This is a genomic window from Flavobacterium sp. N502540, from assembly GCF_025947365.1.
GTDB lineage: Bacteria > Bacteroidota > Bacteroidia > Flavobacteriales > Flavobacteriaceae > Flavobacterium.
The window spans coordinates 3,812,409-3,827,935 of sequence record NZ_CP110012.1 but is presented as its reverse complement, the minus strand read 5'-3'; the positions used below and the strand labels follow the sequence as shown (position 1 = coordinate 3,827,935).

General features: G+C 40.2%; 4 protein-coding genes. 1 reads left to right on the top strand and 3 read right to left on the bottom strand.

Features of this window, described 5'->3' with window-relative positions; genetic code table 11:
• Positions 1 to 41: 41 nt before the first annotated feature.
• Positions 42 to 1,826 carry a T9SS type A sorting domain-containing protein gene (locus OLM58_RS16170; RefSeq protein ID WP_233431346.1) on the bottom strand — a complete coding sequence of 595 codons (1,785 nt, stop codon included), beginning with the start codon at positions 1,824 to 1,826 and terminating at the stop codon, positions 42 to 44.
• Positions 1,827 to 1,872: 46 nt separating this feature from the next.
• Here OLM58_RS16170 and OLM58_RS16165 point away from each other — a divergent pair, with 46 nt between their 5' ends.
• On the top strand, positions 1,873 to 2,115 hold the full coding sequence (locus OLM58_RS16165) for a hypothetical protein (protein ID WP_123923537.1): 243 nt from the start codon (positions 1,873 to 1,875) through the stop codon (positions 2,113 to 2,115).
• Between the two features lie 621 nt (positions 2,116 to 2,736).
• Here OLM58_RS16165 and OLM58_RS16160 read toward each other — a convergent pair.
• Both OLM58_RS16160 and OLM58_RS16155 read right to left on the bottom strand, forming a co-directional pair.
• A complete protein-coding gene (locus OLM58_RS16160) occupies positions 2,737 to 3,633 on the bottom strand; it encodes a type IX secretion system membrane protein PorP/SprF (protein WP_070905705.1) in 897 nt (298 codons plus the stop codon).
• Positions 3,634 to 3,685: 52 nt separating this feature from the next.
• A complete protein-coding gene (locus OLM58_RS16155; protein ID WP_264529712.1) occupies positions 3,686 to 14,977 on the bottom strand; it encodes a gliding motility-associated C-terminal domain-containing protein in 11,292 nt (3,763 codons plus the stop codon).
• Positions 14,978 to 15,527 lie beyond the last annotated feature (550 nt).

Here is a 15,527-nt window from a genome sequence, read left to right as displayed (position 1 = left end):
ATTAGTTATTTTTTTCTGTTGTCTATTTTGAGTAATTACTCTTAATTTTTAGAGTTTAAAATGATTATTTTCTCCGTGAATCTTTCATTATTCAGAGTTAAAAATTGGGCAATATAAACTCCATTGCTTAATCCATTGGTTGAAAAAATATAATTTTGTTCTGTTCCCAGATTTTCTTTATGCAGAATAACTTTCCCGGTTATTTCATAAAGCTTAAACGTTCTTAAAGAAAGATTTTTGGGATTAGATACTTTTAAACTATTATTGATATTATCCTGATTAATGAAAAACGGATTATAGTTTTTTTCACTGGTATTAAGTGTTTTATTGTCTTTGAATGTAATTTTAAAACGATCTGTATAAACGCCCTTTTCAAGATTTACCTCATACATTCCATTTTTTATGTCATGAAAAGAATTATTCAGTGCATCATAGAGGTAAATCATTTGCGAAGCTTCCCAATTTATTACCTCGGGAATCTTGAATTTAAAGGTAGTATTGGTAGTTGCTTTTACGATTATGGGGATTTTTTTTTCAGCATCAAAATTTAAACCCTGAATGATATAATTATTATTTTCTATTAAAAAGTTCACATCATTAGGAAGTTCATCCATACCTAGCGCATCAATACCAATATCAACTCCATCTGTTGCGCGAGAGACAAATACAAGAGCTAATTGTCTGGTAAACTCATTATTGATTATAACATTTAATTTAAGGTATGAAATCCCCTCAGTGGCTTCAATTCCTTTGACGCTCTTTTCTTTAGGAATATGTTTTTCAAACTGTGACAAACCACTTCCTTGTTTGTAAAATGCCCTATGGGCATTTTTAAACGTCGCAGTCCCGCTAGCGGTCGCATTAATTACAAACCCCTGGCCAATTGGAGAATATTTTCTTTGTATTACAAGTCCGGAAGACAGTCCCGTGTTGTTTACTGAGCCATCCGGATTATAAGTATTGAAAGTGGCCGGTACATATATACCATTGGAACCTAAACTGATTGGAGAATATGCACCATAGCCCCCTTTGTAATTTACTAAGGTGTGTGTGTTTACTGTCTTATCTTGTTCCCAGAAGTAAGCAATACCACCTGTATTTGCATTAGAAGGATCTAAAAGAAAAGCATTTAAATGTAAAGCTGATGGATATGGATTTCCGGTTAAAGTGGCATTATTAGCCCCTAAGGAAATAGTAATATTGCCATCATTTGGTTTTCCTCTAAAATCATATCTTTGTGACCCGCCGGAATTATTTGTAACACCGGTTCCCTCAGGATCGGTTGAATCAGTTCCACTTGTTCCTTTCATTGAAAAACCTTCACCAGGTGCTAAAATAGTAGATCCCCCAACAAAAATCCATTGCGAATAATTATTGGCATTTATGAGTTTATAAACCCATTTTGATGCTATTGCCAGAGGATTGGAAGTTCCATCGGAATTACTTACGGGTAAAATTGTTGATGCTACTGAAGCAATTTCCGTGGTAGGTCTGCTCAGCAATGTAATACCAAAGTTTTCATTTCCGGATGAATTCGTGGCGTTTCCAACAGGAGAACACCAATAATTATAATCGAAATTATCTGAAGTTCCCCTTTGATAAACTGACAATGTACCCAATCCCGAATTAGTTGAATTCCCTGTTGTTCCCTGCAACAATTGTGAATTATTACGTAGGTAGAGATTAGAATTCAAAGCTAAGTTGATACTCTGTTGAACATATAACACTTCATTCTTTACATACATGTTCGTATTTGGACTGAAATAAATTTGTGAGATACATTTTGAATTAATCAACAGGAAAATAAATAGAATTATGATCTTCATTACTTTAACTTTAAGATTAATAGCGTTTATTTACTAAAACTGTATATTGGATGTTTTTCTTTTTTTAATTAAAAAAAAAGCTCCAAGTATTATTCCGCTTAGAAATAATATCGAAATTTCATTGTCTATTGGTACAGGATCTCCAACTGGTGGAGGTATGGATTGCGGTTGTGGTACTGGGGGCGATGGCGCAGCTATGTTATTATGCGAAATAAAAAGAAGAATTACTACCAATTTTAACGATTTAACTTTCATATTACTTAGGATTAAGAGTTGCGAAATTGATTAAATTGTAATTTTTTTATTATTCTATTTTTGGTATAACAACAATAAATTAGGTAATTTGCTTATGTGAAGATATAAAAAATCTTACAAAATAAAAATTAAAAAAAATAATTTTGCGTAAAATTATTTACATTATAGAATTACTGTTGAAAACATTATCTTCAAAAGGTCACAAAGTAATATCCCATCGCCATTTTATATAAAAAAGTATTCCCATTTAACATACTGAAAAGTAAACTCGAGTTATCTTCTATTGTGCCACAATAAATTAAGGCAGCAAATTCATTTATAATCCTGCTTTACTTTGTAACATCCGATCATTGCAAAATCGTAGCACGGTATATACGTTTTTTAAACAAGGAATTCGGTAAAACTAAATTCTAAAAGTTTTAGATTCGGATATATTAAGTATCAATATAATCTTCACTTAAATAATTATATATAAATTAACCATTTTTGATCTATTTAGAACTTTGAAAATTTCAAAACCAAATTCTTAAAAACATAATTGAATGAAAGATCTACCTTAAGTTTTACTCCATTTTAAACTAGCACATCCATGTACTGTATCTACCTAAAAACAACTCTACTACTTTAACATTCTCCAACTAATACACTAGAAAAATTAAGGAGTTGTCGCTTTACCCTTATATTTAAATAATTCATAACGTAAAAATATTTCATGCGAGCCAGAGTTATACTTGTTCAAATTGGTCGTTTCCCAATCATAACCATAGCCAATATACAGTGAGTCACTAACCTGAAATCCTGCCATAGCGCTTATTGCAGCGCTCCATCTGTAGGCTGCGCCAACGACGAGTTTATCGATAAACATAAAGTTTGCCGAAACATCTGCCTGTAATGGAGCTCCATCGACCATTTTTAAAAATGCAGCTGGTTTGAATTTTACATCCGAGCCGAAATCGAATACATAGCCCGCCATAAAATAATAATTAATTCTACTCTTGTATATGGCAATATCATTATCATTGTAACGGTTGGTTTCAATAAAATTCGGAACCGATAAACCTAAATAGGCTTTACTGGAATGCCAATAGATTCCGGCTCCGATATTGGGTTTAAAAATATTGTCTAAATTCTGGAATTGTGGATCTCCCTGATGGAGAGTATTGAGTTTATTAACGTCCAAACTGAATAGACTTCCAGTTGCTTTGAGACCAAATGAAAGTTTGAAATCTGAAGAAGTTTGTACGGAATAAGAAAGATCAGCAGAAAAAGTACTTTCGTTGGTGGGTCCAATTTTATCATTAACAAAAGAAAAACCTACCCCTAAATTACTATTATTTATGGGCGAATTTACAGAGAAACTACTTGTTTTAGGAGCTCCGTCAAGTCCAATCCACTGCGTACGATATAATCCAAAAATGCTCAAAACTCCCCGGGATCCTGCATACGCGGGATTGATCGTTATAGTATTGTACATGTATTGTGTAAATTGAGCATCTTGTTGCGCAAACCCCATGACAGAAAAAAACATTAAAACTAAAACTAATTTTCTCATTTATTTTACTTTTAAGAGTGGTTTAATAAAAAACTATTATTCCCTTTTCCAATTACTTAGTAAGAAATAAATATCCTGCCAATTGATGCGTCTTTGACTCACTATTTTTGTATTTTAAAATATAATAGTAGGTGCCCTCTGGTAGTCCGTCAGTATCTTTAACAGTTGCGCGACCATCTGAAAATCCTCTAAATACGACATTAAGATTATCATAATGATTTCCCTGGTAGACCAAAACTCCCCAACGATTATAAATTTCAACAACATTATCAGGATAACATTCTATTCCTTGGATATAAAATAGCTCATTCATTTTATCCGAGTTCATGGAAATAGCATTGAATACTTTTATAACACAACCCGAAATTGGCAATACTGTAGGTTTATCATCAACCACACTTCCATAATCTGATTTGTCTTTCACTAAAACTCCGTTTGTACTTATTCCTGATACTTCAGCCTGATTTGATATACTTCCCAGATTAATATCCGATTGCATAATAGAATAAACACCTGTAAATGAAGCTGAATCTACTTGACCAACTGCCAAATCTATTGCCCCCCCTGTCATGATTATTCCTGTTAGCGGATCTCTTACAGATACCTTTGTCAAAGCTACATTTCCAGTATTAGTCACTATAAAATTATAGGTAACAGTTTCTCCTGCCTCTGCATACCCATTTCCGTTTTCGTCATTAAAATGAGCTGTTTTCACTAATGCAATACTTGGCCTTGCTACAAATACAGTTACAGAAGCCGCGCTACAATTGGAAGGGTTTGCTTTTTCACAAATCGTATAAGTTAAAGTATAAGTCCCCCCAGGAGTGTTTGGTAAAATATCCAAAGTTCCATTTGAATTAGATACGAAGTTGACGTTTGGCACAACAGTTAATATAACATCTTGCGGATCTATAGGTAATCCATTGAAGGTATCATTTGCAAGAACATTTAAGAAACCTTTTGTACCAGATATTCCATCAACCGGATCTGCTGAATCATCGACAGCGACCAGATTTGCAAAAGAGGTACAACTGATTCCAAAATCTAAATCTAAATGCACACTTTCCGTTGTACTCAGCGTAACCGTTTTGATACTTTGGGCTGTGACACCGCAAACCATAAAACTTTGGGTTCTATTTGTTTTAGAAGAAATTTCCTTTAGAGTATTGCCCGGAATAATTTTTACCAAGCCAGTACTGCCAATTGCCTGCGATTGTGCCTCTAGATTTGAATCCATTTGCAATTTAATGCTATACTCTCCCCATGGGTTTGAAGCTCCAGGTCTGTCTCTCCAGTATCCTTGAATTCCTATTATCGTACTTTTTGAATATCCGTTTGGACCTGTTATCAAAATATTTGGACTTTTAGAATTTCCAAACCCTGCCCTATTTAACTCTCCGGCATTAAGCGGTCCTTTGCTACTACCATCTCCATTAAAATCAATCCATTCCCATTGACTATAATCAACAGAACCGTTTGCATCAGGAATATTTTTGGTAACAATTCCATCATTATTGGCATCATACCATTCATCCTGAATTCCATTACCATTCAGATCATACCATACATAGTCCCCTAATACAGGTAATGCAGAGAGATCATATTCAAAATCAAATTTTTGGAATTCACAATTTTGTATGGTTGTAAAACGTAAACTTCCGTTTACAGGATACAATTGATATACAGTATTTATATTTGCATCCTGAACCTGTACCAAATAATCTCCAGGAATTATTCCTGAAAAACTATAAGATCCATCGCTTTTTGTAATTTGCAATAAAATGGGGCCGGTCGTTTTATTTTGTGGAATCAAAGTCACGGGGACATTTGCCAATACAGTATTAGTCTTTAAATTTTTAACAATCCCTGCAATATTTACTGTTGAATTACACGTTACTACAATTTCATCTGAAACTGTTGCACAAGTCTGTGGAATCAATCTATCACACAGTTCATAAACAACATTATAAATCCCTGGTGCTATTCCTGCGGCCACAGTTACTTTTCCGGTTACCGGATCCAATGTGATTCCTGCTGGCCATACTCCTGATACTGCAACAGTCGCATTTCCTGTCGCTCCTAATGTTGCCGGCATTCCATTTACAATATCATTCGACGTAATGTTTGCGAAAACTGTTCCTCCTTTTACTACAATGCTCCCATTTTCAGAAATTGGCTCTACAATTGATAGCACGTTGATTTCATTTGAAACTGTTGCGCAAGCCTGCGGAGTCAATTTATCACACAATTCGTAAACTACATTGTAAGTACCCGGTACTGTTCCTGCGGCCACAGTTACTTTTCCGGTTGCCGGATCCAATGTGATTCCTGCTGGCCATACTCCTGATACTGCAACAGTCGCATTTCCTGTCGCTCCTAATGTTGCCGGCATTCCATTTACAATATCATTTGATGTGATGTTTGCGAAAACTGTTCCTCCTTTTGCTACAATGGTTCTATTTTCGAATATTGGACATACATAATTATTTAACACAATAGCTTCTGATGATAATGAACTGCATAATCCCGATTTTGCTATTACAGTATAAAAACCAACAGGAGCAGTCACTTTATTTCCAACTATACTTACACCACTTGATGGAATTACTTCATAGGAGTATAAACCATTATAATTTGAAATATTAAAGCTACCATTAGCATCTGAACAAGATGGCTGAATCAAATTATTTAATACTGGCTTTGGTATTAAATCTACCGTTACGGTTGTACTACTAGAGCTTATTTCCGTACAGTTGCCGTTTTTAACTATCGCTCTAAACTGTGTGGTCTGAATCAAATTTCCTGAAGTATAACTAGTTGTTGTGTTAGCAATGTCGCTCCAGCTTAAAAATGGATTAACAGCAGATTGCCATTTGACTACGGTACCTGTATGTCCGCTTAAAGTCAGTTCTGCACTTGGACTTCCCAAACAAATCGTACTTCCTCCGTTTACGGAACCTGCAATGGTAAGCGCATCTACCATAACGATTACCTCAAATCTGTCAGCTGACTCACAGCCAGAAACCGTCTGAGAAGCAAAATAATGCGTTCCATCTGTCAAAGGGGTACTCGTAACCAAAGGACTTCCTCCACTTGATGCCGAATACCAGTTGATCGTACTTCCAGTGGCACTTAGATCGCCAACCGTTGAAGCTGCACAGAAATTTTGGGTTGCATTGCCTATAGGCGCTGGGGTGATATTTACTGTAGCAGTTACCTCAAATCTGGTAGCCGACTCACAGCCTGATACTGTCTGAGAAGCAAAATAATGTGTACCGTCTGTCAAAGGGGTACTCGTAGCCAAAGGACTACCTCCGCTTGATGTCAAATACCAGTTGATCGTACTTCCAGTGGCACTTAGATCGCCAACCGTTGAAGCTGCACAGAAATTTTGGGTTGCATTGCCTATAGGCGCTGGGGTGATATTTACTGTAGCAGTTACCTCAAATCTGTCAGCCGACTCACAACCTGATACTGTCTGAGAAGCAAAATAATGCGTACCGTCTGTCAAAGGGGTGCTCGTAGACAAAGGACTTCCTCCACTTGATGTCAAATACCAGTTGATCGTACTTCCAGTGGCACTTAGATCGCCAACCGTTGAAGCTGCACAGAAATTTTGGGTTGCATTGCCTATAGGCGCTGGGGTAATATTTACTGTAGCAGTTACCTCAAGTCTGGTAGCCGACTCACAGCCTGATACTGTCTGAGAAGCAAAATAATGTGTACCGTCTGTCAAAGGGGTACTCGTAGCCAAGGGACCGCCTCCACTTGATGCCGAATACCAGTTGATCGTACTTCCAGTGGCACTTAGATCGCCAACCGTTGAAGTTGCACAGAAATTTTGGGTTGCATTGCCTATAGGCGCTGGGGTAATATTTACTGTAGCAGTTACCTCAAATCTGTCAGCCGACTCACAGCCTGATACTGTCTGAGAAGCAAAATAATGCGTACCGTCTGTCAAAGGGGTGCTCGTAGACAAAGGACTTCCTCCACTTGATGTCAAATACCAGTTGATCGTACTTCCAGTGGCACTTAGATCGCCAACCGTTGAAGCTGCACAGAAATTTTGGGTTGCATTGCCTATAGGCGCTGGGGTAATATTTACTGTAGCAGTTACCTCAAGTCTGGTAGCCGACTCACAGCCTGATACTGTCTGAGAAGCAAAATAATGCGTACCGTCTGTCAAAGGGGTACTCGTAGCCAAAGGACTTCCTCCACTTGATGCCGAATACCAGTTGATCGTACTTCCTGTGGCACTTAGATCGCCAACCGTTGAAGCTGCACAGAAATTTTGGGTTGCATTGCCTATAGGCGCTGGGGTGATATTTACTGTAGCAGTTACCTCAAATCTGTCAGCCGACTCACAACCTGATACTGTCTGAGAAGCAAAATAATGCGTACCGTCTGTCAAAGGGGTGCTCGTAGACAAAGGACTTCCTCCACTTGATGCCGAATACCAGTTGATCGTACTTCCTGTGGCGCTTAAATTGCTAACCGTTGAAGCCGAGCAGAAACTCTGAGAACTGCTTCCTGTTGGAGCTGGGGTGATATTGATTGTAGCGGTTACCTCAAATCTGTCAGCTGACTCACAGCCTGATACTGTCTCAGAAGCAAAATAATGTGCGCCGTCTGTCAAAGGGGTACTCGTAGCCAAAGGACTTCCACCACTTGATGCCGCATACCAATTGATCGTACTTCCTGTGGCGCTTAAATTGCTAACCGTTGAAGCCGAGCAGAAACTCTGAGAACTGCTTCCTGTTGGAGCCGCAGTGATATTGATATGAGCAGTTACATCGAGTCTGGTGGCCGACTCACAGCCTGATACTGTCTGAGAAGCAAAATAATGCGTACCGTCTGTCAAAGGGGTACTCGTGGCCAAAGGACTTCCTCCGCTTGATGCCGAATACCAGTTGATCGTGGTTCCGGTGGCGCTTAAATTGCCAACCGTTGAAGCTGCACAGAAATTTTGGATTGCATTGCCTGTTGGAGCCGGAGTGATATTGATATGAGCAGTTACATCGAGTCTGGTGGCCGACTCACAGCCTGATACTGTCTGCGAAGCAAAATAATGCGTACCGTCTGTCAAAGGGGTGCTCGTAGCCAAAGGACTTCCTCCACTTGATGCCGAATACCAGTTGATCGTGGTTCCGGTAGCGCTTAAATTGCCAACCGTTGAAGCTGCACAGAAATTTTGGGTTGCATTGCCTATAGGCGCTGGGGTGATATTTACTGTAGCAGTTACCTCAAATCTGTCAGCCGACTCACAACCTGATACTGTCTGAGAAGCAAAATAATGTGTACCGTCTGTCAAAGGGGTACTCGTAGCCAAAGGACTACCTCCGCTTGATGTCAAATACCAGTTGATCGTACTTCCAGTGGCACTTAGATCGCCAACCGTTGAAGCTGCACAGAAATTTTGGGTTGCATTGCCTATAGGCGCTGGGGTGATATTTACTGTAGCAGTTACCTCAAATCTGTCAGCCGACTCACAACCTGATACTGTCTGAGAAGCAAAATAATGCGTACCATCTGTCAAAGGGGTGCTCGTAGACAAAGGACTTCCTCCACTTGATGTCAAATACCAGTTGATCGTACTTCCAGTGGCACTTAGATCGCCAACCGTTGAAGCTGCACAGAAATTTTGGGTTGCATTGCCTATAGGCGCTGGGGTGATATTTACTGTAGCAGTTACCTCAAATCTGTCAGCCGACTCACAACCTGATACTGTCTGAGAAGCAAAATAATGTGTACCGTCTGTCAAAGGGGTACTCGTAGCCAAAGGACTACCTCCGCTTGATGTCAAATACCAGTTGATCGTACTTCCAGTGGCACTTAGATCGCCAACCGTTGAAGCTGCACAGAAATTTTGGGTTGCATTGCCTATAGGCGCTGGGGTGATATTTACTGTAGCAGTTACCTCAAATCTGTCAGCCGACTCACAACCTGATACTGTCTGAGAAGCAAAATAATGCGTACCGTCTGTCAAAGGGGTGCTCGTAGACAAAGGACTTCCTCCACTTGATGCCGAATACCAGTTGATCGTACTTCCTGTGGCGCTTAAATTGCTAACCGTTGAAGCCGAGCAGAAACTCTGAGAACTGCTTCCTGTTGGAGCTGGGGTGATATTGATTGTAGCGGTTACCTCAAATCTGTCAGCTGACTCACAGCCTGATACTGTCTGAGAAGCAAAATAATGTGCGCCGTCTGTCAAAGGGGTACTCGTAGCCAAAGGACTTCCACCACTTGATGCCGCATACCAATTGATCGTACTTCCTGTGGCGCTTAAATTGCTAACCGTTGAAGCCGAGCAGAAACTCTGAGAACTGCTTCCTGTTGGAGCCGCAGTGATATTGATATGAGCAGTTACATCGAGTCTGGTGGCCGACTCACAGCCTGATACTGTCTGAGAAGCAAAATAATGCGTACTGTCTGTCAAAGGGGTACTCGTGGCCAAAGGACTTCCTCCGCTTGATGTCAAATACCAGTTGATCGTACTTCCAGTGGCACTTAGATCGCCAACCGTTGAAGCTGCACAGAAATTTTGGATTGCATTGCCTGTTGGAGCCGGAGTGATATTGATATGAGCAGTTACATCAAGTCTGCTAACCGACTCACAGCCTGATACTGTCTGAGAAGCAAAATAATGCGTACCGTCCGTCAAAGGGGTACTCGTAGCCAAAGGACTTCCCCCACTTGATGCCGAATACCAGTTGATCGTACTTCCAGTGGCGCTTAAATTGCTAACCGTTGAAGCTGAGCAGAAACTCTGGGTTGCATTGCCTGTTGGAGCCGGAGTGATATTAACATGAGCAGTTACATCGAGTCTGGTGGCCGACTCACAGCCTGATACTGTCTGAGAAGCAAAATAATGCGTACCATCTGTCAAAGGGGTACTCGTAGCCAAAGGACTACCTCCGCTTGATGCCGAATACCAGTTGATCGTACTTCCTGTGGCGCTTAAATTGCTAACCGTTGAAGCCGAGCAGAAACTCTGAGAACTGCTTCCTGTTGGAGCCGCAGTGATATTGATATGAGCAGTTACATCGAGTCTGGTGACCGACTCACAACCTGATACTGTCTGCGAAGCAAAATAATGCGTACCGTCTGTCAAAGGGGTACTCGTAGCCAAAGGACTTCCTCCACTTGATGCCGCATACCAGTTGATCGTACTTCCAGTGGCACTTAAATTGCCAACCGTTGAAGCAGAACAGAAACTTTGAGAGCTGCTTCCTGTTGGAGCCGGGGTGATATTGATATGAGCAGTTACATCGAGTCTGGTGGCCGACTCACAGCCTGATACTGTCTGAGAAGCAAAATAATGCGTACCGTCTGTCAAAGGGGTACTCGTGGCCAAAGGACTTCCTCCGCTTGATGCCGAATACCAGTTGATCGTGGTTCCGGTGGCGCTTAAATTGCCAACCGTTGAAGCTGCACAGAAATTTTGGATTGCATTGCCTGTTGGAGCCGGGGTGATATTGATATGAGCAGTTACATCGAGTCTGGTGGCCGACTCACAGCCTGACACTGTCTGCGAAGCAAAATAATGCGCGCCGTCTGTCAAAGGGGTATTCGCAGCCAAAGGACTTCCCCCACTTGATGCCGCATACCAGTTGATCGTACTTCCTGTGGCGCTTAAATTGCCAACCGTTGAAGCCGAGCAGAAACTCTGGGAACTGCTTCCTGTTGGAGCCGGGGTGATATTGATATGAGCAGTTACATCGAGTCTGGTGGCCGACTCACAGCCTGATACTGTCTGCGAAGCAAAATAATGCGTACCGTCTATCAAAGGCGTATTCGCGGCCAAGGGACTTCCCCCACTTGATGCCGAATACCAATTGATCGTACTTCCTGTGGCGCTTAAATTGCCAACCGTTGAAGCCGAGCAGAAACTCTGGGAACTGCTTCCTGTTGGAGCCGGGGTGATATTGATTGTAGCGGTTACCTCAAATCTGTCAGCTGACTCACAGCCTGATACTGTCTGAGAAGCAAAATAATGTGCGCCGTCTGTCAAAGGGGTACTCGTAGCCAAAGGACTTCCCCCACTTGATGCCGCATACCAGTTGATCGTACTTCCTGTGGCGCTTAAATTGCCAACCGTTGAAGCTGAGCAGAAACTCTGGGAACCGCTTCCTGTTGGAGCTGGGGTGATATTGATATGAGCAGTTACATCAAGTCTGCTAACCGACTCACAGCCTGATACTGTCTGAGAAGCAAAATAATGCGTACCGTCCGTCAAAGGGGTACTCGTAGCCAAAGGACTTCCCCCACTTGATGCCGAATACCAGTTGATCGTACTTCCAGTGGCGCTTAAATTGCTAACCGTTGAAGCTGAGCAGAAACTCTGGGTTGCATTGCCTGTTGGAGCCGGAGTGATATTAACATGAGCAGTTACATCGAGTCTGGTGGCCGACTCACAGCCTGATACTGTCTGAGAAGCAAAATAATGCGTACCATCTGTCAAAGGGGTACTCGTAGCCAAAGGACTACCTCCGCTTGATGCCGAATACCAGTTGATCGTACTTCCTGTGGCGCTTAAATTGCTAACCGTTGAAGCCGAGCAGAAACTCTGAGAACTGCTTCCTGTTGGAGCCGCAGTGATATTAACATGAGCGGTTACATCGAGTCTGGTGACCGACTCACAACCTGATACTGTCTGCGAAGCAAAATAATGCGTACCGTCTGTCAAAGGGGTACTCGTAGCCAAAGGACTTCCTCCACTTGATGCCGCATACCAGTTGATCGTACTTCCAGTGGCACTTAAATTGCCAACCGTTGAAGCAGAACAGAAACTTTGAGAGCTGCTTCCTGTTGGAGCAGGTGTAGATGCAATTGTAACAGAAGCGGTATTCACTAAATTTATTGAACAGGAAGTCCCTAATTTAATAGCTTTTACAGTAAGAGAAGTCGAACTATTCAATGCTGCAGAGGTTAGAGTTAGATTAGTACCCGTACCTGATTTTGAAGAACCACTCATTGAAGCTCCATTAAATAACTGATAAATAATTCCACTTTCTGAACCCTGAACGGTTACAGCAGCAGTTGAACCGGAACAAATAGATGTCGAAGCCAAAGTGACGTTCAGACTATTTGAAGGATTCATACATACAATTGTAACTCCTGCTGATGCACTTCCTTCACAATTTGAACCTGTAGTCGCTTTTGCTGTAATTACACCTCCCATATATAAAGAACAATCTGAAGACAAACTGCCAATAGTCCACGTACCACCCGAAACAGTGGTAGTTCCACCAACTTGAAATCCATCTACAAAAAGGCTAATAATATCTCCATTTGTTCCCGTACCACTTACTGAATTTCCACATTCGTAAACAGATGAAGTAGTGATTACTAAAGCATTTGATGATTTTGTACCGACAACAATCGAATTTGATACATTACTTAACGAAAGACAGGTTCCTAGTGCCCTGGCCGTAATAGTACTGCCAAGAGCAATACTGATTCCAGTTGAAGCAGTCCATGTTCCGTTAGCAGCAACTGTTGTAGTTCCTTCTAAAACTCCATTTTCATATACTTGTACGATTGTACCTGCCGCCTCTGCTAATGAACCGGAAACACTAGTAACAGCAGCTGTTGAACAAATAGGACCATTAACAATTGGTGTGTTTGCTTTTCTTTGTACTATTGCCATTACAGACCCGGTAGAAATACATTTTCCGGAAGCAATAGCAGTCACAGACAACGTTTGACATTCTCGGTTTGACAATGATAAACCACTAATAGTCCATGCTCCTCCAGCCGTAGTTGTTGCTGTTCCTATCTGTGTTCCGTTTGCCAGAAGATTTACAGTAATTCCCGATACATTATCAGGCGAATTTACTGATCCGGAAATAGAAGTTGTCGAGGATAGAACCGGACTTGTTGCTATAGTAGGATTTGCAGTGGCAGTAGCGCTGGAATATTGACAATCATAAGTATAACCCGACTCGCATTTTCCTGGTTCTTGATAAGTAAAAAGATAAACAGCTGTACCAAAACAGTTACCTGTCTGACACTTGAAAAGTACGGTTTGAGGATTCGAAGTTGTGGTTACCGTATTTAAATTATAGGGGGCTTCTAAAATTAACGCAACTGGATTTATAAGAGTACCATTGGCATTATAGCATCTAACAATGGTACCAACTGGTCGATTTACAGTAAGCGAATACCCCTTACTTCCTGATATCTTAGTAATATCTCCTGCTGCAGGTACTGTTGTTGACAAGGCGCAACTTACAACAGTTACAGGATTACAGTTTGCTATAGACTGTCCTTTGCCGGGGGCGGTTGATGTGGCAGTAATAATCTGTCCTGTGGTTAAAACCGGAGAAATTCCCGTAAGAGTCCATACTCCTAAACTAACAGAAGTTGTACCAATAGAAGCTCCATTCTTATATACCGTTATCACTGTACCATCAGCTTCAGTAGAGGTGCCCGATACCGATGAATCTCCCGTACTAACACCTGAAATACCCGGACAAAGTGAACGATCCGGACATACCACACCAGGAGCGCAGGGAGTATAATTATCAATAATATGTACAAAGCAATTTTCAAGACTGCCACAACTGGAATCAATACCAGCAATATCAGAAGCAGATGCAGGATTACACAGAGTCGATTTTTGAGCTCCCATATTATCAACCATTGCCATACGGATGGCTGTACTTGAATTGATGATCGTGGATAATGGCGCAAACGTAGTTGTCAGGTCACTCATCTTTACGAAAAAATCATAAAAATAATCCGGATTACTGCAACTTGTGGTCAGGGCAATCGACTTTTGATAATTTGTAGTTCCAGCATACGAAATAACAGGTGTACAATTATTATTATTTACATCATATACAAAAACGCCAAAATTTGTGGCTAACACTATTTCTATCTCAAAACCCGGATTTGAATTTGAATATTGCGGATCGGCATTAGGTCCAACTCCGCCAAATTTACCATCGGTGTCAATCAGAATACTATAACTTTTTGAATTAGGAGAACTACTTCCCATCCTCATCCTAAAAAGCCAATTACCATTACCATCTAAATAAGATTGAACAGGATCCTGATCTCCCTGATCTACAAAATCAGTAAAACTACAATTTGGTCCTGCACTAAGATCACTGTTTGGCTCTATCATAGGAAAAACCAATGATTTATATGGAATCTCACTTTGAAGCTGATCATCTGTTGTAAAACCGTTTGCAGTAGCCGACGTAAAACCATCTCCATTGGGATCAAGTACTGTAGTTCCCGCTCCTGTAGCAGGATTATAAATCATTCCCGGAGTTTGGGCAGTAACTTTACTAAAACTCAATAAAACAAACAATGCAATAAGTAAAATTTTTCTCATAATAAAAAGCTTTTATTGTACAGAATAACTTTTTTAACATAGGCCTTATAAAAAAATATCAAAACAATTTTGTAGAAATATTACTGCAATTCAAACCGTACTGTTCGCAATAGATCAATTAACTTAGCATTAAATAAATTCACTCAACAAATAGCATGTAGAAAAAAAACTGACCTTTTTATGAATCAGTTCAGGAAATAAGAAAGGGAAAAAATAGGTTGTGGCAATAAGTAATTTTGACACAATAACTTAGCTGACAAATAATAATTTATCATGCCATAAAAACAACAAATAAATTGTCGTGTTTAAAAAATCAATTTGCAGAAATGAATTAAACGATTATACTCCGCTTAATTTTTTTACATACAGTAAGCAGGTAACATTAGAATCAACTATTTTAATTCTAAAAAAATCACACTTTGGTTGTGTGAAACAAAATTCAGAGTAAATAATTCTTTTCATAGGTACAGATTTTTTTAATGATAGATTCCGGCTTGTGTAAATGTAAGAAAAAAGAATGAAAAAGCAAGTTATAATTTCCAATAAATCA

Excerpts from the sequence above, each read along its gene's own strand:
- OLM58_RS16170 (WP_233431346.1), bottom strand. The coding sequence starts at position 1,826 with ATGAAGATCATAATTCTATTTATTTTCCTGTTGATTAATTCAAAATGT.
- OLM58_RS16160 (WP_070905705.1), bottom strand. The coding sequence starts at position 3,633 with ATGAGAAAATTAGTTTTAGTTTTAATGTTTTTTTCTGTCATGGGGTTT.
- OLM58_RS16155 (WP_264529712.1), bottom strand. The coding sequence starts at position 14,977 with ATGAGAAAAATTTTACTTATTGCATTGTTTGTTTTATTGAGTTTTAGT.